At 73.6% G+C, this 24,602-nt stretch carries 22 protein-coding genes; 16 read left to right on the top strand and 6 right to left on the bottom strand.

Annotation, left to right across the window (positions count from 1 at the left end; translation table 11 throughout):
• Window positions 1-116: 116 nt before the first annotated feature.
• Window positions 117-3,419 (bottom strand): S41 family peptidase, encoded by a 3,303-nt coding sequence (locus tag OO47_RS12400; RefSeq protein WP_030216822.1) that lies wholly within the window; start codon window positions 3,417-3,419, stop codon window positions 117-119.
• A gap of 191 nt (window positions 3,420-3,610) precedes the next feature.
• Between OO47_RS12400 and OO47_RS12395 the strand changes: the two genes are divergently transcribed.
• A complete protein-coding gene (locus tag OO47_RS12395; RefSeq protein ID WP_030216820.1) occupies window positions 3,611-4,183 on the top strand; it encodes a TetR/AcrR family transcriptional regulator in 573 nt (190 codons plus the stop codon).
• 120 nt (window positions 4,184-4,303) lie between these two features.
• The gene (locus OO47_RS12390) at window positions 4,304-6,484 is read left to right on the top strand and encodes an MMPL family transporter (protein WP_030216817.1); all 2,181 of its coding nucleotides are present in this window, start codon (window positions 4,304-4,306) and stop codon (window positions 6,482-6,484) included.
• A gap of 71 nt (window positions 6,485-6,555) precedes the next feature.
• Here OO47_RS12390 and OO47_RS12385 read toward each other — a convergent pair whose 3' ends face one another.
• Entirely contained in the window at window positions 6,556-6,957 is a 402-nt protein-coding gene (locus OO47_RS12385) for an SsgA family sporulation/cell division regulator (protein ID WP_051716141.1), read from the bottom strand.
• A gap of 144 nt (window positions 6,958-7,101) precedes the next feature.
• Here OO47_RS12385 and OO47_RS12380 point away from each other — a divergent pair, with 144 nt between their 5' ends.
• The 6 genes from OO47_RS12380 to OO47_RS12355 all read left to right on the top strand — a co-directional run bounded on the left by OO47_RS12380 (window position 7,102) and on the right by OO47_RS12355 (window position 12,816).
• A complete protein-coding gene (locus tag OO47_RS12380; RefSeq protein WP_030216811.1) occupies window positions 7,102-8,172 on the top strand; it encodes an energy-coupling factor ABC transporter permease in 1,071 nt (356 codons plus the stop codon).
• Between the two features lies 1 nt (window position 8,173).
• Entirely contained in the window at window positions 8,174-8,935 is a 762-nt protein-coding gene (gene cbiQ / locus OO47_RS12375) for a cobalt ECF transporter T component CbiQ (protein WP_030216807.1), read from the top strand.
• Window positions 8,932-9,690: an energy-coupling factor ABC transporter ATP-binding protein gene (locus tag OO47_RS12370; RefSeq protein ID WP_030216804.1), complete on the top strand. Its 759-nt coding sequence runs from the start codon at window positions 8,932-8,934 to the stop codon at window positions 9,688-9,690. The genes cbiQ and OO47_RS12370 overlap by 4 nt, the downstream gene beginning before the upstream one ends.
• A gap of 108 nt (window positions 9,691-9,798) precedes the next feature.
• Window positions 9,799-11,091 carry a serine hydrolase domain-containing protein gene (locus OO47_RS12365; protein WP_234323145.1) on the top strand — a complete coding sequence of 431 codons (1,293 nt, stop codon included), beginning with the start codon at window positions 9,799-9,801 and terminating at the stop codon, window positions 11,089-11,091.
• 94 nt (window positions 11,092-11,185) lie between these two features.
• Complete coding sequence (locus OO47_RS33965; RefSeq protein ID WP_158708653.1) at window positions 11,186-12,259, top strand: ArsR family transcriptional regulator; 1,074 nt, start codon at window positions 11,186-11,188, stop codon at window positions 12,257-12,259.
• A gap of 23 nt (window positions 12,260-12,282) precedes the next feature.
• A complete protein-coding gene (locus tag OO47_RS12355; protein WP_051716139.1) occupies window positions 12,283-12,816 on the top strand; it encodes a YbaK/EbsC family protein in 534 nt (177 codons plus the stop codon).
• A 42-nt stretch (window positions 12,817-12,858) separates the two neighbouring features.
• On the opposite strand, the gene OO47_RS12350 is transcribed toward OO47_RS12355, so the two are convergent.
• Both OO47_RS12350 and OO47_RS12345 read right to left on the bottom strand, forming a co-directional pair.
• Complete coding sequence (locus OO47_RS12350) at window positions 12,859-13,476, bottom strand: LysE family translocator (protein WP_030216795.1); 618 nt, start codon at window positions 13,474-13,476, stop codon at window positions 12,859-12,861.
• A gap of 81 nt (window positions 13,477-13,557) precedes the next feature.
• Window positions 13,558-14,307 (bottom strand): 2OG-Fe dioxygenase family protein, encoded by a 750-nt coding sequence (locus OO47_RS12345; protein WP_051716138.1) that lies wholly within the window; start codon window positions 14,305-14,307, stop codon window positions 13,558-13,560.
• Window positions 14,308-14,531: 224 nt separating this feature from the next.
• On the opposite strand from OO47_RS12345, the gene OO47_RS12340 reads away from it, so the two are divergent.
• The 4 genes from OO47_RS12340 to OO47_RS36135 all read left to right on the top strand — a co-directional run bounded on the left by OO47_RS12340 (window position 14,532) and on the right by OO47_RS36135 (window position 16,868).
• Window positions 14,532-15,350: an SDR family NAD(P)-dependent oxidoreductase gene (locus OO47_RS12340; protein ID WP_051716137.1), complete on the top strand. Its 819-nt coding sequence runs from the start codon at window positions 14,532-14,534 to the stop codon at window positions 15,348-15,350.
• A 94-nt stretch (window positions 15,351-15,444) separates the two neighbouring features.
• Window positions 15,445-15,864, top strand: a complete 420-nt coding sequence (locus OO47_RS12335; protein WP_030216786.1) for a phage holin family protein — start codon at window positions 15,445-15,447, stop codon at window positions 15,862-15,864.
• Window positions 15,861-16,334 carry a DUF3618 domain-containing protein gene (locus OO47_RS38410; RefSeq protein ID WP_033208940.1) on the top strand — a complete coding sequence of 158 codons (474 nt, stop codon included), beginning with the start codon at window positions 15,861-15,863 and terminating at the stop codon, window positions 16,332-16,334. The genes OO47_RS12335 and OO47_RS38410 overlap by 4 nt, the downstream gene beginning before the upstream one ends.
• A 171-nt stretch (window positions 16,335-16,505) precedes the next feature.
• Window positions 16,506-16,868 (top strand): GNAT family N-acetyltransferase, encoded by a 363-nt coding sequence (locus OO47_RS36135; protein ID WP_106969385.1) that lies wholly within the window; start codon window positions 16,506-16,508, stop codon window positions 16,866-16,868.
• Window positions 16,869-17,172: 304 nt separating this feature from the next.
• Here OO47_RS36135 and OO47_RS12320 read toward each other — a convergent pair whose 3' ends face one another.
• Together OO47_RS12320 and OO47_RS12315 are read right to left on the bottom strand one after the other, a co-directional pair.
• On the bottom strand, window positions 17,173-18,816 hold the full coding sequence (locus tag OO47_RS12320; RefSeq protein WP_030216780.1) for a penicillin-binding transpeptidase domain-containing protein: 1,644 nt from the start codon (window positions 18,814-18,816) through the stop codon (window positions 17,173-17,175).
• A 101-nt stretch (window positions 18,817-18,917) separates the two neighbouring features.
• A complete protein-coding gene (locus OO47_RS12315; RefSeq protein WP_030216778.1) occupies window positions 18,918-20,660 on the bottom strand; it encodes a dolichyl-phosphate-mannose--protein mannosyltransferase in 1,743 nt (580 codons plus the stop codon).
• 52 nt (window positions 20,661-20,712) lie between these two features.
• On the opposite strand from OO47_RS12315, the gene rsmI reads away from it, so the two are divergent.
• The 4 genes from rsmI (at window position 20,713) to OO47_RS12295 (ending at window position 24,582) form a co-directional block, all read left to right on the top strand.
• Window positions 20,713-21,621: a 16S rRNA (cytidine(1402)-2'-O)-methyltransferase gene (rsmI, locus tag OO47_RS12310; protein ID WP_030216774.1), complete on the top strand. Its 909-nt coding sequence runs from the start codon at window positions 20,713-20,715 to the stop codon at window positions 21,619-21,621.
• A gap of 138 nt (window positions 21,622-21,759) precedes the next feature.
• Entirely contained in the window at window positions 21,760-22,185 is a 426-nt protein-coding gene (locus OO47_RS12305) for a hypothetical protein (protein ID WP_030216772.1), read from the top strand.
• A 111-nt stretch (window positions 22,186-22,296) separates the two neighbouring features.
• Window positions 22,297-23,166, top strand: coding sequence for a TatD family hydrolase (locus OO47_RS12300; RefSeq protein WP_030216770.1), 870 nt, complete (start codon window positions 22,297-22,299; stop codon window positions 23,164-23,166).
• A 102-nt stretch (window positions 23,167-23,268) separates the two neighbouring features.
• Complete coding sequence (locus OO47_RS12295) at window positions 23,269-24,582, top strand: resuscitation-promoting factor (protein ID WP_030216767.1); 1,314 nt, start codon at window positions 23,269-23,271, stop codon at window positions 24,580-24,582.
• Window positions 24,583-24,602 lie beyond the last annotated feature (20 nt).

Here is a 24,602-nt window from a genome sequence, read left to right as displayed (position 1 = left end):
GCGTTCCCGGCCGCCGTCCGCGACTCCCGCGCGCCCGCCGCCGGTTCTTCGTGCGGTGGCGCCCGTGGCCGTGCTCGTGCGCACTCGACCCGGCGCACGGGGTGGGGCGGGGGAACTCAGCCCTCCGGCCTCGGCGGCAGCTTCGGGCGGGAGCGGTCCGGCAGGTCCTCGTACGCCGGGGGGCTCGCCGCCGGGGTCTCCGTCAGGAGCGCGAGGGCGACGTGGACCGCGTCGTCCAGCTGGGCGTGGCGGCCCTCCGCCCAGTCCAGGGGGGTGCGCAGGACCGCGAGGTCGGGTTCGACGCCGTGGTTCTCCAGGGACCAGCCGTACTCGGGGAACCAGGCCGCGTTCATCGGCACCGTGATCTGCGTGCCGTCCCCGAGCCGGTGGCGGCCGGTCATGCCGACGACCCCGCCCCAGGTGCGCTGCCCGACGACCGGGCCGAGGCCGAGCAGCTTGAACGCGGCGGTGATCATGTCGCCGTCGGAGGAGGTGGCCTCGTCGGCGAGGGCGACGACGGGGCCGCGCGGCGCGTTCGAGGCGTAGCTGACGGGCTGGGCGTTGCGCGTGAGGTCCCAGCCGAGGATCCGGCGGGTCAGCTTCTCGATGACGAGCTCGCTGATGTTGCCGCCCGCGTTGCCGCGCACGTCCACGATGAGGGCCGGCCGGGAGACCTCCATGCGCAGGTCCCGGTTGAACTGCGCCCAGCCGGAGCCGCCCAGGTCGGGGATGTGCAGGTAGCCGCAGCGCCCGCCGCTGAGCTCGCGGACCACGGTCCGGCGCTTGGCGACCCAGTCCTGGTAGCGCAGCGGGCGCTCGTCCACGAGCGGGACGACGGCGACGCGCCGGGCGCGCCCCTCGCCCTCGGCGGGGGTGAAGGTCAGCTCGACGGTGGTGCCGCCGGTGCCGGAGAGCAGCGGGTACGGCCCGGTGACCGGGTCCACGGGCCGCCCGTCGACGTGGGTGAGGACGGCGCCCTCGCGGATGCCCGTACCGGCCAGCGGGGAGCGGGCCTTGGAGTCGGAGGACTCGCCGGGCAGGATCCGCTTCACGGTCCAGCCGGCCTCGCGGGGCACGAGGTTGGCGCCGAGCAGGCCCATGGGCCGCTGGTAGTGCGGCGGGCCCTCGTTGCGGCGGGCGGGGGTGACGTACGCGTGCGAGGTGCCCAGCTCGCCCATCACCTCGCGCAGCAGGTCGGCGAACTCGTCGGGGGACGCGACCCGTTCGACCAGCGGCCGGTACTGGTCGAGGACCGCCGTCCAGTCGACCCCGCCCATGCCGGGCTCCCAGAAGTAGGCGCGGACGATCCGCCCGGCCTCGTCGAAGGCCTGCCGCCACTCGGCGCCCGGGTCGACCTCGTGGAGGATGCGCCGCAGGTCCAGGTAGACGGTCGAGTCGCCGTCCCCGGCCTCGGTCGCGGGCACCGCCCGCAGCTCGCCCTCGTCCGCGACGACGAGCCGGGTGCCGTCGCCGCTGACCGCGAACCAGTCCAGGTCGGAGGCGAGTTCGCTCTTGCGGGCCTTGGTGATGGAGAAGTGCTCCAGGGTGGGGCGGCCCGAGGTGTCGGCCGGGTTGGCGAAGGTCTCGCCGAGCGCGCCCGAGATGGGCCAGCGCAGCCAGACCAGGCCGCCGCCGCTGACCGGGTGCAGGGCGGAGTACTTGGAGGCGGCCACCGGGAACGGCGTGACCCGCTCGGCCAGGCCCTCGATCTCCACCGTCACCGTGCCCTCCGCCGGGGCCGTGTCCTCGTCGGCCGGGTCCAGGCCGCCGGCCGCCGGGCGCCCGTCCGGGAGCAGCGCGAACGGGGACGGGGTCGCGGAGGAGAGCGGTACGAGGTAGGGGCGGCAGCCCAGCGGGAACGACAGGTCGCCGGTGTGCACGTCGTACACCGGGTCGAAGCCGCGCCAGGAGAGGAAGGCGAGGTAGCGCCCGTCCCGGGTGAAGACCGGGTTCTCGTCCTCGAAGCGCCCGTTGGTGACGTCCACGACCGTGCGGGCGCCGGGGCCGGAGATCCGGGCCATCTTGATCGAGCGCAGGGAGCGGCCGATGCCGGGGTGGGACCAGGTCAGCCAGTCGCCGTCGGGGGAGAAGGCGAGGTCGCGGACGGGCCCGTTGACGGACCGGATCAGCTCGGTGACCTCTCCGTTGGACTCCTCGCTCGCGTCGAGGAGGAGGAGCCGGCCGTCGTGGGAGGCGAGGGCGAGCCGTTCGCCGTCCGGGTCGGCCACCAGCTCCTCGATCCGCCCGAGGTCCCCGGAGGCGAGCCGGCGCGGGGGCCGGTCGCCGCTGGCGCGCGGCAGGTACGCGACCTCGACGGCGTCCTCGCCGTCGGCGTCGGTGACGTACGCGACCTGGCCGCCGCTGCCGAGCATCTCGGGCAGCCGGACCCGGACGCCGGGGGAGTCGATGATCGTGCGGGCCGGGCCGTCGCGGTGCGTCAGCCAGTACAGGCTGCCCCGGACGGAGACGGCGCTGGCCCGGCCGGTCTCGTCCACGGAGAGCGAGTCGATGTGGTGGGCGGCGGGCACCTGGTAGCACCGCCGGCCGACCCGCTGGCCGCCGAGCCGCACTTCGAGGCGGCGGGGGCGGGAGTTGGGGGTGAGGGCGTCCACGGTCCACAGCTCGCCCGCGCACTGGTAGACGACCCGCCGCCCGTCGCTGGAGGCGTGCCGGGCGTAGAAGTCGTCGTGGTCGGTGTGGCGGCGCAGGTCGGTGCCGTCGGGCCGGCAGGAGTACAGGTTGCCGACGCCCTCGTGGTCGGAGAGGAACGCGATCCGGCCCCCCACGGCCATCGGGCAGTCCAGGTGTCCGCCGAGGTCGGCCAGCAGCCGCCTGCCGTGCAGCCAGAGCCGGCCGGTGGCGCCGCCCAGGTACCGCTTCCAGGCGGCGGGCTCGTGCGGCGGCTTGCCGGTGAGCAGGAGCGTGCACCGCTCGGCCTCGTTGTCGGGGGCGGTGATCCCGTCGGTGACGGTGATGTCGGAGACCGGGCCCCAGGGCAGCCGGCGGCCCGGGGTGCCGTCGGTGGGCACGGTGTAGGCCCAGGAGTAGTACGAGAAGGGCTGCCCGTGCGAGGAGACGGCGAGGATGTCGGAGCGGCCGTCCTTGTCGGGGGGCGTCCAGCCGCAGACCCGGGTGTCGGTGGAGCCCCAGTAGGTCAGCCGCCGGGCGGCCCCGCCGCCGACCGGGACGAGGTGGATCTCGGGGTCGAGGCTGCGCCAGTTCGTGTACGCGATGTGGCGCCCGTCCGGCGAGAAGCGCGGGTGCCCGACCCGGGTCCGGTCGACGGTGAGCCGCCAGGCCCGGCCGGGGCGCTCGCCCTCGGCCGGGAGCGGGGCGACCCAGAGGTCGTCCTCGGCGGCGAAGCACAGCAGGTCGTCGTGGAGGTGCGGAAAGCGGAGATACGCGACGTCGTCACTCACCTCCCCATGCTTTCCGCGCGGAGGAGGCGTGGCAACTCGTACGTGTTTGCGGGCGTCTTCGGGGTGCTGTCCCGGGTGTGGTTCAGAACACGTACGAAACGGTTTCGTTTCGCTGGGGGCGGGGGTTATCTTCGTACGGTACGAAACCGTTTCGTTCGCACTCTGTCGATCCACCGCGCAGGAGACACGGCATGGCACGCAGCAGGCTCACCCCCGAGCGGGAGTCCGAGCTGTACGCGGCCGTGCTCGACCTCCTCCGCGAGGTCGGCTACGACGCCCTCACCATGGACGCCGTCGCCGCCCGCACCCACTCCAGCAAGGCCACCCTCTACCGCCAGTGGGGGAGCAAGCCCGAGCTGGTCGCCCGGGCGCTGCGCGCCAACAAGCCGGCCGACCTCTCCGAGATCGACACCGGCTCGCTGCGCGGCGACTTCCGGGAAATGCTCGAACGGACCGACGACTGCCAGATGGAGAAGGACTCCGCGCTGATGCGGGGTCTGGCCCATGCCGTCCACGACAACCCCGACCTGCACCGGGCGCTGCGCGAACTGCTCATCGAACCCGAGATGAACGGCTTCGAGGAAGTGCTGCGCCGGGCGGTCCGCAGGGGCGAGGTCGACGCCGCCAACCCGGCGCTGAAGCTCGTCCCGCACATGCTGATCGGCGCGTTCGTCGCCCGCCCGCTGATCGAGGATCAGCCGGTCGACCACGCGTTCCTCGGCACCTACGTCGACGCCGTCGTGTTCCCCGCACTCGGCGTCTGAGCCCCACGGGGCCGCCCCTCCGGAGGCCCCGGCACCACCCTCTCCACCTGACGTCGCGCCGCTCACGCCGTCGGGCCGGCTCCCCATGCCCCTGTCCCTCAACACCGGGAGTACGCCCCCGTGGCCACGTTCCTGTACAAGCTCGGTCGTTCCGCCTTCCGGCGCCGACGGCTCGTCGCCCTCCTCTGGGTGGCGCTCCTCGCGCTCGCCGGCGTCGGCGCCGCGACCGCGCCCGCCGCCACCTCCAGCTCCTTCTCGATCCCCGGCACCGAGGCCCAGCGCGCCTTCGACCTGCTCGAAGAGCGCTTCCCGGGCGCCGGAGCCGACGGGGCCACCGCCCGCGTCGTCTTCAAGGCCCCCGAGGGCCAGAAGGTGACCGACCCGGCGCACAAGGCCGTCGTCGAGGAGACCGTCGCCGCGCTCAGGTCCGGCTCGGACCAGATCGTCTCGGTCGCCGACCCGTACACCGCGCAAGCCGTCTCGCAGAACGGCTCCACCGCCTACGTCTCCGTCGCGTACAAGGTCAACGCCATGGAGCTGACCGACGAGACGCGCGAGGCCCTGACGCAGGCCGGTGAGCAGGCGCAGGGCAAGGGCCTGACGGTCGAGGTCGGCGGCGACGCCCTCCAGACCATGCCCGAGACCGGCGCGGGCGAGATCGTCGGCGTGGTCATCGCCGGCATCGTGCTCGTCATCACCTTCGGCTCGCTCGTCGCCGCCGGACTCCCGCTGCTCACCGCGATCATCGGCGTCGGCATCGGCGTCTCCTCGATCACGGCGCTCGCCAACGTCCTCGACCTCGGCTCCACCACCTCCACCCTCGCGATGATGATCGGCCTCGCGGTCGGCATCGACTACGCCCTCTTCATCGTCTCCCGCTACCGCGCGGAGCTGGCCGAGGGCCGCGACAAGGAGGAGGCCGCGGGCCGTGCGACCGGCACGGCCGGCTCCGCCGTCGTCTTCGCCGGACTCACCGTCGTCATCGCCCTCGTCGGCCTGGCCGTCGTCAACATCCCGATGCTGACGAAGATGGGCTTCGCCGCCGCCGGCACGGTCGTCATCGCCGTCCTCATCGCGCTCACCCTGATACCGGCCCTGCTCGGCTTCGCCGGCGACAAGGTCGTCGGCCGCAAGCAGCGCAAGGGCGCGGAGGCCGGTGCGGGCGAGGGCGGCAAGGGGGAGAAGCCGAACGGCGGCACCCGCTGGGCCCGGTTCGTCATCCGCCGCCCCGTGCTCGTGCTCCTCGTCGGCGTCCTCGGCCTCGGCGCGATCGCCGTGCCCGCCGCCTCCCTGGAGATGGGCCTGCCGGACGACGGCGCCAAGCCGGTCTCCACCAGCGAGCGCCGGGCGTACGACATGCTGTCCGACGGCTTCGGCCCCGGCTTCAACGGCCCGCTGCTCGTCGTCGTGGACGGCGACAAGGCCACCGCCGACGGGACCGTCTCCACGATCAAGAAGCTCGACGGCTGGGCCGCCGTCACCCCGGCGACCCCGAACAAGGCCGGCGACGCCGCGATGATCACGGTGGTCCCGAAGGACCGTCCGTCCTCCGTCGCCACCGAGAACCTGGTCCACGACATCCGCGACGCCACCGGCGACGACGTCCTCGTCACCGGCGCCACCGCGATGAACGTCGACTTCTCGCAGAAGATGAACGACGCCCTGGTGCCCTACCTGGCCCTCGTCGTCGGCCTCGCCTTCCTGCTCCTGACCCTGGTCTTCCGCTCGGTCCTCGTCCCCCTGAAGGCGGCCCTCGGCTTCCTGCTCTCGGTGGTCGCGGCCCTCGGCGCGGTCGTCGCGGTCTTCCAGTGGGGCTGGCTCGGAAGCCTCTTCGGGGTCGAGCAGACCGGCCCGATCATGTCGATGATGCCGATCTTCATGGTGGGCGTCGTCTTCGGCCTCGCGATGGACTACGAGGTCTTCCTCGTCACCCGGATGCGGGAGGCGTACGTGCACGGCGAGCGCCCCGGCGAGGCGGTCGTGACCGGCTTCCGGCACAGCGCCCGGGTGGTCACCGCCGCCGCGGTGATCATGATCGCGGTCTTCTCCGGCTTCATCGGGATGACCGACCAGATGATCAAGATGATCGGCTTCGGCCTGGCCGTCGCGGTCCTCTTCGACGCCTTCGTGGTCCGCATGGCGATCGTCCCGGCCGTCCTCGCGCTGCTCGGCCACAAGGCCTGGTGGCTGCCGAAGTGGCTGGACCGGGTCCTGCCGAACGTGGACGTGGAGGGCGAGGGCCTCGCCGGGCACGTCGGCGGGACCGGCTCGGAGGAGAGGCCGGACCTCGTGAAGGTCTGACGCCTTCGGTCCTCGGCGCCTTCGGTCCTCGGCGCCTTCGGCAGTACGTCCGACGCCGTCGGCACGTCGTCTCAGCGACGCGCCGACGGCGTTCGCGTGCCCGCCGCGCGGGAGGCGGCCGGGGCTCCGGCGGGACCGGAGGAGTACGTGTGGCGCAGGAAGCGGACCAGGGCGGCCGTGTCGAACTGGACCACCTCCACCCCCTCCTCCGTGTGGAACTCGACCACCGTCTGCACCCGGCCGCAGGGCCAGACGCCGATGTCGCCGCGCCGGGTCGGGTTCCGCAGGCCCTTCTCCAGGAGGGCGCGCGGGAAGGACCACTCGACGGCGCCGGGGAAGACGAACCGGACGGTCGCGGGGGAGTGGCCGGGGTCGTAGCGGAGGGCCACCGGGACGGGCCGGGAGAGCGGGGCGTCGCTGATGATCCGACCCTTGGCACGGTCGTCGACGGCGGGGGCGGATGCGGTGGCCATCAGTGACTCCTGACGTTTTGTCCTTCTATAAGCCAATGTGGCACTTCTTCCCCGTGATCGCACGGCCCATGCGGGGGAAGGTGCGGCCATGATGTGACCCGTGCGCTCTTGCAAGCCCTTCGCAGGAGCATCCATCATGCCGACGTGCATGTACCTGACGGATTCATCAACGCCCCCGTATCGGCCGTCGCCGGTGTCGTCGCCGCGGGCGCCGTCGCCGTCAGCCTGCGCGGGGCCCGCCGCGAGCTCGGGGGCGCCTCCCGTGCCGAAGGCCACGGGGGAGAGCGCGCCGCGCCGCTCGCCGGGCTCGTCGCCGCCTTCGTCTTCGCCGTCCAGATGCTGAACTTCCCGGTCGCCGCCGGGACCAGCGGACACCTCCTCGGCGGCGCGCTCGCCGCGATACTCGTCGGCCCCTGGACCGGCGTCCTGTGCATCGCGGTCGTCCTGCTCGTACAGGGCGTCCTCTTCGCGGACGGCGGCCTCACCGCCCTCGGCGTGAACATCAACGTCATGGGCGTCGTCACCGTCGTCACGGCCTACGCGCTCTTCCGGGGCCTCGTCCTGGTCCTGCCGCGCACCCGCCGCTCGGTGACCCTCGCCTCCTTCGTCGCCGCGCTCGTCTCCGTACCGGCCGCGGCCGCCGCCTTCACCCTGGTCTACGCGGTCGGCGGCACCACCGACGTCCCCGTCGGCAAGGTCCTCACCGCGATGGTCGGCGTCCACGTCCTCATCGGCATCGGCGAGGCCGTCATCACCATGCTGACCGTCGGCGCGGTCCTCGCCGTCCGCCCGGACCTGGTGTACGGCGCGCGCGGCCTGACCGCCCCGCTCAAGCTCCGGGTGGACGGCGAGCTGGTCGACGCCGCGCCCGCGGCCCCGGCCGCCCCGGTCTCCACCGGCTCCCCGAAGAAGCTGTGGATCGGCGGCGTCGTCACCGCCCTCGTCCTCGCCGGCTTCGTCTCCTTCTACGCCTCCGCCAGCCCCGACGGCCTGGAGAAGGTCGCCGCCGACCAGGGCATCGACGCCAAGGCCGACGCGTACGAGCACGCCACCGCGGACTCCCCGCTCGCCGACTACGGCGTCCGGGGCATCGCCGCCGAGCGCCTCTCCGGCGGCCTGGCCGGCGTCATCGGCGTGGGCGCCACCCTGGCCGTCGGCACCGGCGTCTTCCTGGTCGTCCGCCGCCGGCGCGCCGCCGCGGCGGAAAGCGTCTGACATGGGTGCGGGCCACGCCCACAAGCTCTACCGGCACGGGCACTCGCCGGTCCACGGGCTGCCCCCGCACACCAAGATCGTCGCCGCCCTCGGCTTCGTCGTGGTCGTCGTCTCGACGCCCCGCGAGGCCGTCTGGGCCTTCGCCGCGTACGCCGCGCTCCTCGCGGCCGTGGCGGCGAGGGCCCGGATCCCGGCCGGCTTCCTGCTGCGACGGCTGCTCGTCGAGGTGCCGTTCGTCGCGTTCGCGCTGCTCATGCCGTTCGTCGTGCCCGGCGAGCAGACGCGGGTCCTCGGGATCTCCCTGAGCGTCCCCGGCCTGTGGGGCGCCTGGAACGTCCTCGCCAAGGGCACCCTCGGCACCGCCGCCTCCGTCCTCCTCGCCGCCACCACCGAACTGCGCGCCCTGCTCCTCGGTCTCCAGCGCCTGAAGCTGCCGCCGCTGCTCGTCCAGATCGCCTCCTTCATGATCCGGTACGGCGACGTCGTCACCGACGAGATGCGCCGCATGTCCGTCGCCCGCCGCTCGCGCGGCTTCGAGGCGCGGGGCGTGCGCCACTGGGGCGTCCTCGCCAAGTCCGCGGGCGCGCTCTTCATCCGCTCGTACGAGCGCGGGGAGCGGGTCCACCTGGCCATGGTCAGCCGCGGCTACACCGGTACGATCCCGGTCCTCGACGAGGTGACCGCCACCCGCGCCCAGTGGGCGCACGCCGCGGCGCTGCCGCTGGCCGCCCTCCTGATCTGCCTCCTGGGACGGACCCTGTGACCCCTCCTGCGACTGCTCCCGCCTCCCTCGACGTGCGCGGCCTCGCCTACGCCTACCCCGACGGCCACCAGGCCCTCTTCGGGGTGGACCTGACCGTCGGGCGCGGCGAGCGGGTCGCCCTGCTCGGCCCGAACGGCGCCGGCAAGACCACCCTCGTCCTGCACCTGAACGGCATCCTCACCGGAGGCGCGGGCACCGTCACCGTCGCCGGGCTCCCGGTCGGCCGCGCCCACATGGCCGAGATCCGCCGCAAGGTCGGCATCGTCTTCCAGGACCCCGACGACCAGCTCTTCATGCCGACCGTCCGCGAGGACGTCGCCTTCGGCCCGGCCGCCGCCGGGCTGCGCGGCGCCGAGCTGGACGCCGTGGTGCGGCGGGCCCTGGAGCGGGTCGGCATGGCGGAGTACGCGGACCGGCCGCCGCACCACCTGTCCTTCGGGCAGCGGCGCCGGGTCGCCGTGGCGACCGTCCTCGCCACGGAGCCGGAGATCCTCGTCCTCGACGAGCCGTCCTCCAACCTGGACCCGGCCTCGCGCCGCGAACTCGCGGACGTCCTGCGCTCCCTGGACGTCACCGTCCTGATGGTCACCCACGACCTGCCGTACGCCCTGGAGCTCTGCCCGCGCGCGGTGGTGCTCAGCGAGGGCGTCATCGCCGCCGACGGGCCGACCGGCGCGCTCCTCGCGGACGGGGAGCTGATGGCCCGGCACCGCCTGGAGCTGCCGTTCGGCTTCGTACCGCGGTCGGTGGTCTGAGCCCCTCCGAGGACCCGGCCTCCGGTGTTCCGAGGGCCCCGGAATCGGCCCTCCGCGTGCCGCGTTGCACCATGGGGGTCGGAGTGCGGAGCGGCAGGGAGTGGGAACGTGGACGTCCGGGGCACGGTGGCGGCGGGCTGGGAGCCCGTCAGGGACGCGTTCCTGCGCAACTTCGAACAGCGGGGCGAGCGCGGGGCGGCCGTCGCGGTCCACCGGGACGGCGTGAAGGTCGTGGACCTGTGGGCGGGCACCAAGGACGCCGACGGGGAGGCTCACCGGCCCGAGGACGCCGACGGGGAGGCGGTACGGGCGGGTGGCGCCGACACCGGCGGCGAGGCGTCCTGGGCCGAGGACACCGCCCAGGTCGTCCGCTCGGCCACCAAGGGCGTCGCCGCCGCCGTCCCCCTGCTCCTCCACCAGCGCGGCCTGCTCGACCTGGACGCCCCGGTCGCCGCGTACTGGCCCGAGTTCAAGGCGGCGGGCAAGGACCGCGCGACCGTACGGGACCTGCTCGCGCACCGGGCCGGCGTCCCCGTCCTCGACCGGCCGCTCACCCTCGCCGAGGCCGCCGACCTGCCGACCGCGACGGCCGCGATCGCCGCCCAGACCCCCGCCTGGGAGCCGGGCACCGCTCACGGCTACCACGCCCACACCTTCAGCTGGCTGCTCTCCGGCCTCGTCCACCGGGTCACCGGCCGGACCGTCGGCCGCTGGGTGGCGGAGGAGATCGCCGGCCCGCTCGGCCTCGACCTGTGGATCGGGCTGCCGGACGCGGAGGCCCGCCGGGTCGGCCGCATCGGGCCCGTCGAGGAGGTCGAACCGGCCGGGAGCGGCGCGCTCAGGCTCCGCCCCAAGCGCGCGGTCACCGAGGCCTACCGGGACCCGGACTCCCTCACCCGCCGCGCCTTCGGCGTCATCGACCCGAAGCCCGACGAGAACGACCCCGTCTACCGTGCCGCCGAACTCCCCGGCTCGGCCGGCGTCGCCACCGCCCGCGCCCTCTCCCGCTTCTACGCCGCGACCCTCGGCCCGGTCGACGGCGCCGGACGCCTCTTCGCCCCGGAGACGCTCGCCCTCGCCCGTACCGAGGAGTCCGCGGGCCCGGACCGCGTGCTGCTCGTCGGCACCCGCTTCGGCCTCGGGCACATGCTGCACGGCCCGGCCTCGCCGCTCCTCGGCCCGTCGTCCTTCGGCCACCCGGGCCGGGGCGGCTCCCTCGGCTTCGCGGACCCCGACTCCGGGATCGCCTTCGGGTACGTCACCAACGGCATGCGCAAGACGGTCACGGCGGACCCGCGCGCCCAGGCGCTCGTACGGGCGGTGGGGGCGGTGACGGGCCGAGAGCCCGGCAGGACGGGACGGCGGGCCGGGACCGCGCGGCCGGGCACCGGCGGAGGATGACCTGACATTCTCCGGGGCCGCGGCATCCCTCCGCGGCCTACCGGCCGGTACCGTGTGCGCGCCCCACCGCCCGGTGGAGCGCACGGGGGTGCACGTGATCGAGATTCCCTTACGGGGACCCGGGGCCGGGTGCGGACCGGTCCGGATCGCCGGCAGCCGGCTCTGGGAGACCCTTGCCAGCATCGGACAGCTCTCCTCGCACCGGGGGCTCGCGCCCTGGCCGTACACCCATTGGGAGCGGGCGGCCCGCCGTTCCCTGACGCGCGCCGACGTGACCGTCCCCGGCTGGCTCGTCCACCTGTACCAGGTCCGCGGCGGCGCCCTCCCCTCCTTCCTCCTCCCCGTCCCCTCCCCGGCCCCGGACGACCGGTCCCCGGGCGACCCGGTGCAGGACCTCGCCGCGCTCCGCGCCGTCCCGCCCGACAGGGTCCGGGAGGAACTGGACCAGTGGTCGCCGCGGGGCCTCCCGCCCGGGCTGCGCCCGCTGTACGCGGACCCGCGGGAACGCCTCGCCGAACTCTGCGACTTCCTGCCGCGGTACTGGCGGGCCGCCCTCGGCCCGTACGCGGCGTCGCTGCGCTCCGCGACCGAGGAGGACGTCCTGCGCCGTGCCCGCGTCCTCGCGACCCAGGGACCCGAGCAGCTCCTCGCCGGCCTGCGCGGCCGGGTGTCGCGACGCGGCGACGTCCTGCGGCCGCACGTCGGCCCGTCCGGCCGGGTCGCCGTCCCCGACGCCTCCCGGCTCGTCCTCGTCCCCCTGTTGTTCGGCCGGGGAGCCCCCTTCTTCGCCGTCGACCCGCACGGCACGGTGGCCGTCGCGTACCAGGCGGAGGGGGCCGCCGTTCTCGTCGGGGACGTCCGGCCGCCCGGCCGGCCGGGCGGCGCGCCCGCCCGTGGCGACGGTCTGGAGATCCTGCTCGGCCGCAGCCGGGCCGGGGTCGTACGCGGTCTCGTCGTGCCCACCACCACCTCGGACCTGGCCGCGGAACTCGGACTCGCCCCGAGCACCGTCTCCGAGCACCTCACCGCGCTGGTGGCCGCCGGGGTGGCGCGGCGGCGCCGCGCGGGCGTACGGGTGCTGTACGAACTGGACGGCCCGGGTGTCGCGCTGCTCCGCCACCTCGACCACCGGCGTAGGGTCAACGAGCCGGAGACGGAAACCAGTTGAGACAGCGAAAGAAGGAGGACCGCATGGCCGCGGACACCGTGGGAACCCCGGCGGCACAGGGGGCCGAGGACGGCGCGCACGACACGTACGGGAAGCTGCTCGCCCTGCTCGAGGAGCGCGGAGCCGCCCACCGGGTGATCGAGCACGCCCCCGAAGGCGCCACCGAGGCGGTCAGCGCGCTGCGGGGCCACGCGCTCGACCGGGCGGCCAAGTGCATCATCGCGATGGTCAAGATCGGCAAGAAGGAGAAGCGGTTCGCGCTCGTCGTCGTCCCCGGCGACCGGCGGATCGACCTGGCGGCGGTGAAGGCGCTGTACGGCGGCACGTACGTCTCCTTCGCCTCCCCGGAGATCGCGGAGGAGCTCGCGGGCTCCCCGAGCGGCACCATCCTGCCGTTCTCCTTCGACGAGCGCCTCGAACTGATCGTGGACCCCGACCTGCTGGTCCACCCGGAGTTCTACTTCAACGCGGCCAGGCTGGACCGCTCGATCGCGCTCTCCACCGAGGACTACCGCGCGATCGCCGGGCCGCGCGTCGAACGCGTCTCGACCGCCTGAGAGTCCGGCCCCGGGGGCCCGGTCCTTCCGGGCTCCTCGCCCTCAGGCCGCCGAAGGCGTCAGCGCCAGCACCATCCCGAGGCCGACGAGGACCGTGCCGATGACCTTGTTGAGGACCGTCTGCCGTCGCAGCAGCCGGGTGCGCAGGCTCTGGTTGGAGAAGAGCAGCGCGGCCAGCGCGAACCAGACCAGGTGGGCCAGCGACATGAACAGGCCGTAGCCGACCTGCTGGAGGACGGGGGTGTCGGCGCTGACGACCTGGGTATAGGTGCTCAGCACGAAGAGCATCGTCTTGGGGTTGAGCGCGTTCGTCAGGAAGCCGGTGCGCAGCGCCCCCGCCTTCGAGAGGCCGCCGTCGCCGGACAGGTCGATGTCCACCTGGGCCTTGGTGACGAAGGTCTTGTAGCCGATGTACACCAGGTAGGCGGCGCCGACCAGTTTCATCACCGTGAAGAGCACCGGCGTCCGGCTCACCAGGAGACCCACTCCCAGCATGGTGTAGGTGACGTGGACCAGAACGCCGAGGGAAATTCCCACAGCGGCGAGGACACCGGCGGTCCGCCCGTACAGATAACTGTTGCGGACGGTCATTGCGAAGTCCGCGCCGGGGCTGATGACAGCCAGAACGGTGATGACCGCAACGGCGATTAGCTGACCCATTTTCCCGTCTTCTCGATCAGGTGGTACGCGGGTGCGGGGGGCCGTGGTGGACGGCCCCCCGCACCCGCGCGCCGGACTTTCTCAGGGCTTGTGACGGTAGGTGATCACCAGCACGTCGCGCGAGGCCGGGGCGGAGGGGTCCACCTGCTCGATGGGCGAGACGCCGTGGTAGACCCGCTCGTCGTTGACGAGGGCCACGTCGAGGGTGTCGGTGAGGGAGAACTTCTCCACCGGCTCCTTCTCCAGGTTGTAGACGGTGCTCTCGCCGCCGATGGCGTTGGAGCGGCCGATCATCGCCATCAGGACGAAGGTGACGCCGTCGCGGTGGACGCCCTCCGGCGTGGGCAGGCCGACCTCCTCGCCGTCGATCTCGATGCGGAACTGGTGGGCCTCGATGTGCCAGGCCGAGTACGGGGCGAGGCGGCCGAAGACGTCACAGCCCAGCGTGACCAGGCTGTCCATCGTGCGGCCGCGCAGGAACCGCTCCTCGAACGGCTCGTAGTGCCGGGCCACGCCGCCGTTGAGGTTGTTGTAGTCCAGGCCCTGGTAGTGCGGCTGGTGCGGCTCGACGCGGTGGGCGGAGCTCGCCCGGGGCGCGCTCAGCGTGGCGTGCCGCCGGCGGCGGTAGCGCCCGCCGTCCGCCATGTAACCGTCGAGGGGCATCCGGGACCAGCTCTCCCGGAAGGGCTCCAGGTCGTCCAGTGCGGTCCCGGAACGCCGGAGGAGGATTTCCTTCACCTTCTCGCCGGGGATGAGGTTGTAGCTCTTCGAGGAAAGCGATTCACATATCTCCTCGATGTCGGAACTGTATGTGCGGGGCTGCGCGGACAATTTTCCCCCTGTGTGTGACCGATTGGCTACGGAACCGATCCTTGTATTCGCCCCGTATGTGTGTCAAAGGCTTTCGGATGTGGCCGAATTGTCGACGTTTCGCTTTGTCCGGTGTTAATCCGTACGTCTGTTGCGCGTAGGGGGCGGTGGAGGGCCGGGTCCGCGTTCCGGTCGTCGGCCCCGGCCTCTGGCGGAAGGCGTGGCGGCGGTGCTGTGATCACCGCATGGAACACACGGAACACACGGAACACACGGGCCGCACGGATCTCGGGAGGCGACTCGACGGGTACGGGGCACTGATCACGGGCGCGGCGCGCGGCATCGGCGCGGCGACCGCGCGGCGGCTCGCGGCGGAGGGCGCGCGGGTCCTCGTCACGGACGTGGACGAGGAGGCGGCGCGGGCGACGGCGGAGGGGCTGCCGGGGGCGGAGTCCGTACGCTGCGACGTGTCCGACCGGGGATCGGTGGACGCGGCCGTGGCGTACGCGGTGGAGGCCTTCGGCGGTCTCGACGTCCTCGTGAACAACGCGCTCGGGCCCGTGGCCCCCGACCGGGACCGCTTCGAGGACGAGCCGGACGAGGTGTGGTCCGTCCAGCACGACGTCACGTTCATGGGGGCGGTGCGCTGCTCGCGGGCGGCGCTGCCGCACCTGGCGGCGGCGGGCGGGCGCGGGGCGATCGTCATGATCGGGTCGGTCAACGCGGAGGCGGACTTCGGCAACCACGCGTACAGCGCGGCCAAGGCCGGACTCGCCTCCTTCACCCGCACCCTGGCGGGGGACGCGGCGGCGCGCGGGGTCCGGGTCAACCAGATCAACCCGGGCACGATCGCGACGCGGGCGTGGGAGGGCAGGGAGGCGGGGCTCGCGGCCCTCGCCGAGCGGGTCTACCCGCTGGGCCGGGTCGGCACCCCCGAGGACATCGCCGCCGCCGTCGCCTTCCTCGCCTCCCCGGACGCCTCCTGGGTCACCGGCACGGTCCTCCGCGTCGACGGCGGACTCCTCGCGGTGAACCGGCACTTCGCGGAGGTGCTGGGCGACTGAGGGGCGCCGAGGGGTGAACGGGCCCGTGTGAAAACGCTCCTACCGAGCAGGCGGAGGAGAGGAGAAGTGCGGGAACGGACGAAGAGAGGACGCGATGAGCACCATCCAACGACCGGTCCACGGCGACATCGCCGACGCGTCGGTGGGCGACCTCGTCTCGCGGGCGTCGCAGCAGATCTCCGAGCTGGTGCGCGACGAGATGCGGCTCGCCCGGGCGGAGATGGCCGAGAAGGGCAAGCGCTACGGCGTGGGCGGCGGCCTGTTCGGCGGCGCCGGCCTGGTCGGCGTCCTGGCCGCGCAGGCCCTCGTGGTCGCCGTGATCGCGGCCCTCGCCCTGGTCCTCCCGGTCTGGGCGTCGGCCCTGATCGTCGCGGTCCTGCTCGCGGCGGGCGCGGCGGGCATGGCCGCGGCCGGGAAGAAGCAGATCGACGAGGCGGGCGCGCCGGCCCCGGAGCAGACCATCGACAACGTCAAGGCCGACGTGGCCGAGATCAAGGAGAGGGCCCACCGATGAACCACCGGACGCAGGGCGGCAGGACCGCGAACGACCTCGGGGAACTGCGCGAGCAGGCCGAGCACACCCGTGACGAACTCGGGCGCACGGTGGAGGCGCTGGCGGCCAAGGCGGACGTCAAGGCGCAGGCGGAGGAGAAGGTCGCCGCGGCACGGGAGAAGGCGGCGGTCGCGGCCGGACGCGCCAAGGAGAAGGCGGTGGTGGCCGCCGACCTGCTCAAGGAGAGGACGGCGGTCGCCACGGAGCAGGCCAAGGAGAAGGCGGCGGTCACGACCGGGCAGGTCAAGGAGAAGACGGTGGCCGCCACGGACCTGCTCAAGGAGAAGACCCCCGACCCGGTCCTGGAGAAGGCCGAGGTGGTCGCGCACAAGGCGAAGGCCAACAGGACCCCGCTGGTCGCCGCGACCGCGGCCCTGGCCGGCTTCCTGCTCGTGCGCAGGATCATCCGGGGCCGCCGCGGGCGCCGCTGAGCGACACCGGCACTGCCGCGGGCCCCGGCCCCGGGGGATACCTCCCCGGGGCCGGGGCACACGGGTTCCATGAACGGACACCATGCGCGCCCCGGCAGCAGCACCATGTTCGGCTCAGTCCTGACCCCGTCGGCCGACCGCCCCGCGGCCAGACACTCACGACCGGGCAGGTTGGCGACCCGCCTGCGCCACCGGTTCCTGGCGTACGGGGCGGTCGAGTTCCTGTCCACGCACGTCCCGGACGACCCGGGCCCCGGCGAGGAGCGCCTGCTCCTGGTCCACGCCCGCCAGGTGGTCGGGGAGGTCCACTACCGGATGTGCGCGCGGTGCGCCCGGGGCGTCATCACCGACGTCGCCCTGGACGAGCGCTTCCGGGGCAGCGGCCTGGGCACCCGGGCCCTCTCCCACCTGCGGGCCCGCCACCCGGGAACGGCCTGGCACAGCACCCTCACCCTCCGCGCCACCCGGGACCTCCTGCGCCGCATGCGCATCCCGACGACGTCCCCGGGCCCGCTCTGCACCCACGCGGCCTGACGCGGGCCCCGCCCCGCCCGGGGCGGCGGGGCCCGTCAGGACGAGCACCGGCACCCCGTCCGCCGCGAAGACCGGGGACCTCACGGTCTCCGCGACCGCGCAACCGATCGCGTCGGCGGCCTGCCGCGCGGTGCGGGTCCCGTCCGGGAAGCGGCGGACCCCGACGTGGAGCCCCAGCTCTTCGGGCGCGGCGGCGAACAGGGGGTGGGCGGTGGTGCGGTCGGTCGTCATGGGGACGCCGGCGGTCCGTGTGCGGGCCGTGCGACCGGCTCCCGCTCCTCGGAAGTCCCGGCCCGCCGGCCGCTCAGCCCGCCTTCAGGACCTGCGCCACCACCGGGCCCGCCGCGTCGCCCCCGTGCCCGCCGGCCTGGACGACGGCCGCCGCCGCGAGGTCGCCGGAGTAGCCGGTGAACCAGCTGTTCGAGGTGGCCTGGTTCCCCACCTCCGCCGAGCCGGTCTTCGCGCCCTTGGGCGAGGGCACCCCGGCCATCGCCTTCGCCGCCGTGCCGTTCGTCGCCGCCGCGTTCATCATCGTGCGCAGGCCCTTGGCGACGCCGGTGGAGAGCGGGGCCGCGGTGGCGAACTCGCGGTCGCCGTACTTCTTCGCCACCAGGTACGGCTGGAGGAACCCGCCGTTCTTCACGGTCGCGGAGAGCGAGGCGACGTTCAGGGCGCTCATCGTGATCTTGCCCTGGCCGATGTACGAGGCGGCGGTCTCCACCGACTCCGACGCGGGGACGCTGCCGTCCCCCGCCGTGACGCCGACCTGCCAGTCGAGCCCGATCCCGAAGGAGTCGCGGGCGGTCGTGCCGAGGGCGGTGTTGTGGATCCCTTTCGCCTTGAGCGGCGTGATCGCCTTGATGAAGGCGGTGTTGCAGGAGCGGCGGAAGGAGTCGGTGAGGGTGCCGCCGTCGATCTTGAAGTTGTCGAGGTTGTTGAACGTGTAGCCGTCCCACTGCACGGTGGGCGGACACTCGACGGTGCTGCCGGGCATGGCCACGCCCTGCTGCATCATCATCGCCGCCGTCACGATCTTCATCGTCGAGCCGGGGGCCTGCGCCCCCTCCAGGGCCGCGTTGAAGCCCTCCGCCGGGCTGTTCGCCACCGCCCGTATCGCGCCCGTGGACGGTTCGACCGCCGTCACGGAGGCCCGGCCGTACGCCTTGACCGCCTTCTCGGCCGCCGCCTGGACCTTCGCGTCGATGGTGGTCCTTATCGTGCCCGGCTTCCCCTGCCGCAGCACGAGGAGGGGGGTGTCGGCGACGGCCTCGCTGCCCGAGTCGATCCAGGTCTCGACGCCGGTCGTGCCGCCCGCCTGCGCCCCGTACCGCTGCCGCAGGGTGTCGATGATCACGCCGAGCGAGGGGTACTTCTCCTTGGTCAGCTCGCCCCCGTTCCGGTCGACGGCCTTGACCGAGGCGACCTTCGCGGTGCCGGTGCGCAGGGTCGCGTCGGCGGTCAGCTTCGGGTGGAGGACGGTCGGCTTCCACTGCACCAGGGGCCGGCCGGTGGTCTGCCCCCGGACCACCGTCAGCTCGGAGGCGTACGACAGGTCCTTGGACGCGCCCTCGTACGAGACCGTCGCCCTCACCGTGAACGGCACCTTCGTGCCCACCGGCGCCCCCGGCGTGATCACCGCCTTCGAGACCTTCGCGCCCTCCTTGTAGGCGAGCAGCGCGGGACCCGCCGTGACCGGGTCGTTCGTCAGCTGGGCGGCCCTGTCGGACTCACCGGCGGCCCAGGCCGCCAGGAACTCCTTCGAGGTGGCCGTCGTCTCCTCGGCGGTGACCGGCCCCGATCTCTTCTCCGGTGCGGCCTCGTTCCGCGTGCTCACGGTCGAGTCGCCGCCCGTGACCCCGTTCCACAGGTTGTACCCCCCGTACCCGACCCCGCCCGCGACGACCGCGAAGACCCCTCCGACGATCGCGACCTTGGCTCCACTGCGCATGACTGCGTTTCCCCTCCCCCAGACGACCGTCCAGTCAAGCAGTGGATTCCCGGGCGTGTCGAGCAACATCCTTCATGTCCGTCACACCCGCCCCGGAACCGTTACACCCACGTGTCCAGCCACATCCGCCCCCGCCAGTCCTCCAGCGGGATCGGCGTGCCCGTGTAGATCGGCCAGAAGTAGATGAAGTTCCAGACGACGAGGAGGACGAGGCAGCCCGCCGCGACCGCGCCGAAGGTGCGGCGGCGTTCCGTGGAGCCCCGGGGGCCGATGAGGGCGCCCAGCATCATGGCCACCGCCAGGCACAGGAACGGCACGAAGACGACCGCGTAGAAGAGGAAGATGGTGCGCTCCTGGTAGAGGAACCAGGGGAGCCAGCCCGCCGCGATGCCGCAGGCGATCGCGCCCGCGCGCCAGTCGCGCCGGAAGGCCCAGCGCCACAGGACGTACAGGATCGCGAAGCAGGCGGCCCACCACAGGAGCGGGGTGCCGAGGGCCAGGACCTCCTGGGCGCACTTCTCCCCGGCGTCGGCCGGGCAGCCCTGCGTGCCGGGGGACGGGGACTCGTAGAAGTACGAGACGGGGCGGCCGAGGACGATCCAGGACCAGGGGTTCGACTCGTACGTGTGCGGCGAGGTCAGGCCCACGTGGAAGGAGTAGACCTCGGTCTCGTAGTGCCAGAGGCTGCGCAGCCAGTCCGGCAGCCAGCTCCACGTCCCGCCGCCGTTCAGCCTGTCCTGGTCGGCGGCCCAGGTGCGGAAGTAGCCCTTGTCGCCGGCGATCCAGCCCGTCCAGGTCACCAGGTACGTCACGATCGCCACCGGCACCACCGAGACGAACGCCGGGACCAGGTCCTTCCTGATCACCGAGGCGTACGGGCGGACCGCGCCGGCCGTGCGCCGCCCCGCCACGTCCCACAGCACCGTCATCAGGCCGAAGGCCACCATGACGTACAGGCCGTTCCACTTGGTCGCCGCCGCGAGCCCCAGCATCACGCCGGCCGCGATCCGCCACGGCCGCCACCCGAGCCGCAGGGACTCCGCGACCTCCGCGTCCGGCCGCAGCACCCCCTCCTCGTCCTCCGGGAGCGCCGCCGCCAGCCGTTTCCTGACCCGGTCGCGGTCCAGGACGAGACAGCCGAAGGAGGCGAGCACGAAGAACATCAGGACCTGGTCGAGGAGCGCGGTGCGGCTCATCACGAAGTGCAGCCCGTCGACCGCGAGCAGCAGACCCGCCAGACAGCCCAGGAGCGTCGAGCGGAACAGGCGCCGCCCGATCCGGCACAGCATGAGGACCGACAGGGTGCCGAGCAGGGCCACCATGAAGCGCCAGCCGAACGGCTCGAACCCGAACAGCTTCTCGCCGGCGCCGATCACCCATTTGCCCATCGGCGGGTGCACGACGTAGCCCGGGTCGGTCGGCACGACGACCGACCCCGGGTCCTTCAGGATCGTCTTGTCGACGTCCTTCGGCCAGGCCCCCTCGTACCCCTGGTTGATCAGCGCCCAGGAGTCCTTGGCGTAGTACGTCTCGTCGAATATCACCGCGTTCGGCTTGCCCAGGTTCCAGAACCGGAGCAGCCCCGCGACCGCCGTGACCAGGAGCGGACCGCCCCAGGCGAGGAGCCGCCACAGCCGGTCGGCCTGCCCGGGGCCGACGCCGAGGAGCGACCACACGCGCGCGGAGGGCCGGGTGTACGGGGGGTCGAGCCGCTCCCGCAGCCCGATGGGGGCGGCGCTTCCGGCGGGCGGGGCGTAGCCGAAGCGCCGGAGCCGCTGCTGCCACGAAGAGGGCTCTGCCACGGACTGCCGGCCCTCCAGGGTCTCGGGTGCGGTACTGGTCACCGCGCCATCGTAGGGAACGCGCCTGTGCGAGTCGCCTGTCCGGGCTGGGAGGATGGCACCCGTGACAGGAACGCTGGTACTCGCAGGGACCCCCATCGGCGACATCGCGGACGCCCCGCCCCGGCTCGCCACCGAGCTGGAGAACGCGGACATCGTGGCCGCCGAGGACACCCGCAGGCTGCGCGGCCTGACCCGGGCGCTCGGCATCCACACCTCCGGGCGCGTCGTCTCGTACTTCGAGGGCAACGAGTCCGCCCGGACGCCCGAACTGGTCGAGGCCCTGGTCGGCGGGGCGCGGGTGCTGCTCGTGACCGACGCGGGCATGCCGTCCGTGTCGGACCCCGGCTACCGGCTCGTCGCCGCCGCCGTCGAGGAGGGCGTCAGGGTCACGGCCGTACCCGGACCGTCCGCCGTCCTCACCGCCCTCGCCCTCTCCGGGCTCCCCGTGGACCGCTTCTGCTTCGAGGGCTTCCTGCCGAGGAAGGCCGGCGAGCGCCTGGGACGGCTGCGGGAGGTCGCGGACGAGCGCCGGACCCTCGTCTACTTCGAGGCCCCGCACCGCCTCGACGACACGCTCGCCGCGATGGCCGAGGTCTTCGGCACCGACCGCCGCGCCGCCGTCTGCCGCGAGCTGACCAAGACGTACGAGGAGGTCAAGCGCGGTCCGCTGGGCGAGCTGGCCGCCTGGGCGGCCGAGGGCGTGCGGGGCGAGATCACCGTCGTGGTCGAGGGCGCCCCCGAGACCGGGCCCGCCGAGCTCGACGCCGGGGAGCTGGTGCGCAGGGTGCGGGTGCGCGAGGAGGCGGGGGAGCGGCGGAAGGAGGCGATCGCCGCCGTCGCCGCCGAGGCGGGCCTTCCCAAGAGGGAGGTGTTCGATGCCGTCGTCGCGGCAAAGAACGCGGCCGCACAGGCTCCCGGAAAAACCGCGCAGAGCCCCGGAAACGGTAAAGGGCTAACCTGAAAGGCAAAGCCGAAACCGGCGCCGGGACTCTTCGCAGGGCGCTTGGCAAGGGAAGGGCCAAAAGCCTTCCACGGTTCGACCCGAGCCGATGCGCTCCGGCCCGAAAAGGCGTCCACTGATCAGTGGAGAGGAGCTGGCATGAGCGAGATCACCGGCACCGGCGTGTCCGTCGCGCACGAGGCGTACGCCTTCGCCTGCATGCGCTGCGGATACGGCTGGGAGCAGGCGTACGACATCGAGCACCACGTCGACGCCGCCGGCCAGGAATTCGTCGTCTACAAGGCCGGGGAAGAGCGGGTACCGTCCCCGCTGTCCCGCCCCACCTGCATGAACTGCGGCGGCCACGTCGTCCGGATCATGCGCGCGGGGCAGGTGTCCTCGGTGCTCGACCTGATCGCCGCGACGGAGAAGCACGGACACGGGTCCAAGGAGACCAGGCCGATCGGGCCCGCCGGGCCCATCGGGCAGGAGCTGACCGACGACCCGGACGCCCCGGCCGTGCCGCCCGTGCCGCACCACTGGCACCTGTCGGACCTGCTGCACCCCTTCCGCAGGCGCGGATAGGCGGGAAGAGGCGCGGAGAGGCGGAGAGAGGCGCGGAGAGGCGCGGAGAGGCGGCGGCCGGGCGGAAAAGGACGCGTCCCCGGCGCTCGCGGTCCTCGTACGATCGGGGCCATGAGTGCCAAGGACGCCCCGCCGCCGCTGCCCGACCCCCTCCTCGTGGAGGTCGCGGACTCGCACACCCATCTGGACATGCAGTCCGGGACCGTCGAGGAGGCCCTGGTGAAGGCCGCCGCCGTCGGCGTCACCACGGTCGTGCAGGTCGGCTGCGACGTGAAGGGCTCCCAATGGGCCGCCGAGACGGCCGCCGCCCACGCCGACGTGCACGCGGCCGTCGCCCTGCACCCCAACGAAGCGCCCCGGATCGTCCTGGGGGACCCCGACGGCTGGTCCCGGCAGGGGGCCAGGGAGGGCGGCGGGGACGCGGCCCTGGACGACGCGCTCGCCGAGATCGACCGGCTCGCCGCCCTGCCCCACGTGCGCGGGGTCGGCGAGACCGGCCTCGACTTCTTCCGTACGGGACCGGAGGGCGTCGCCGCGCAGGAGCGCTCCTTCCGGGCCCACATCGAGATCGCCAAGCGGCACGGCAAGGCGCTCGTCATCCACGACCGCGAGGCCCACGCCGACGTGCTGCGGGTCCTGGACGAGGAGGGCGCCCCCGAGCGGACCGTCTTCCACTGCTACTCCGGCGACGCGGAGATGGCGGAGATCTGCGCGGCCAAGGGCTATTACATGTCCTTCGCCGGCAACGTCACCTTCAAGAACGCCCAGCCGCTCCGGGACGCCCTCGCGGTCGCCCCCCTGGAGCTCGTCCTCGTCGAGACCGACGCCCCCTTCCTCACCCCGGCGCCCTTCCGGGGGCGCCCCAACGCCCCGTACCTGATCCCGGTCACCGTCCGGGCGATGGCGGAGGTGCGCGGGATCGGGGAGAACGAGCTGGCGGAGGCGATCGCGGTGAACACGGCCCGCGCGTTCGACTACTGAGCGCGAGGGCGCCGCACCGACTGTCACCGATCCATAACGGTTACGGGAAGTAGTCGGGTCGCCGTGGAGCGTGACCGGGGCCGGGGCTAGGGTCCCGGCCTCGTGAACACTTCCCAGGGCAGTCACCGGGCCGGACGCCGGAGCGGCACGACCCCCGCCGGTCTCTCCCTGCACGAACAGCCGACCCAGGCGGCACCGCTGGTGGTGCCCGGGGCCGCCCCCGGCACCGTCCCCGGCCAGGGCACCCGCGCCGGGGCCCGCCGGGCCGCCCGCCGCCGCAAGGCCTCCGGGGCCTCCGGGGCCTCCAAGCCCGCGTGGTCCGCCGGGGACGGCCTGCGACGGCTCGTCCCGCAGGCCCTCGTCGTCGCCTTCCTCGCCGGCGGCACCACCGCCTTCGTCGCCGACGACAAGACCGTCCGGCTCTCCGTCGACGGCGTCCCGCGCACCCTGCACACCTTCGCCGACGACGTCGGGGAGCTCCTGGCCGACGAGGGCGTGGCCGTCGACGGGCACGACATCGTCGCCCCCGCCCCCGGCCACGCCCTCACCGACGGCGACGAGGTCGTCGTCCGCTACGGACGCCCGGTCGCCCTCACCCTCGACGGCCGGCGCCACCGCGTGTGGACGACGGCCCGCAGCGTCGAGGAGGCGCTGCGCCAGTTCGGGGTCCGCGCGGAGGGCGCCTACCTCTCGGTCTCCCGCTCGGCCGCCATCACCCGGCACGGCCTCGCCCTCGACGTGCGCACCGAGCGGACCGTCACCTTCCTCGCCGACGGGCGCGAGCGGACCGTCCGCACCAACGCCGCCACCGTCCGCGAGGCGCTCGCCGAGTCCGGGATCACCCTCTCCGGGCAGGACGCCCTCTCCGTCGACCCCGGCTCCTTCCCCCGCGACGGCCAGACGGTCACCGTGCTGCGGATCACCGACAGCAGGCGGGTGCGCGAGGAGACCGTCCCGTACGCCGTCGAACGGGTCCGCGACCCGGAGCTGTTCGCCGGCACCGAGGTCGTCGAACGGCAGGGCGTCCACGGCCTGCGCCGCGTCACGTACGCCCTGCGCACGGTCAACGGCGTCCAGGGGCGGCCCCGCCGGATCGGCGAGGAGATCGTCCGCGAGCCCGTCAGCCGCACGGTGCGGGTCGGCACCCGCCGTCCGCCCGCCTCCGTCGCCGGCGCCGACGGCCTCGACTGGGCCGCGCTCGCCGCCTGCGAGTCCGGCGGCCGGCCGGACGCCGTCGACCCCTCGGGGACGTACGGCGGGCTGTACCAGTTCGACCCCGCCACCTGGCGCTCGCTCGGCGGCACCGGAACCGCCCAGGACGCGCCCGCCGCCGAGCAGACCTTCCGCGCGAAGAAGCTGTACGTGCAGCGGGGGGCGAGCCCCTGGCCCCACTGCGGGCGCAGGCTGGGCGGGTGAGCGGCGGGTGAGCGGCGGGC

It is taken from the genome of Streptomyces bikiniensis (assembly GCF_000716625.1).
Taxonomy (GTDB): Bacteria; Actinomycetota; Actinomycetes; order Streptomycetales; family Streptomycetaceae; genus Streptomyces; species Streptomyces bikiniensis.
This window is presented reverse-complemented; position numbering and strand designations above follow the sequence as displayed.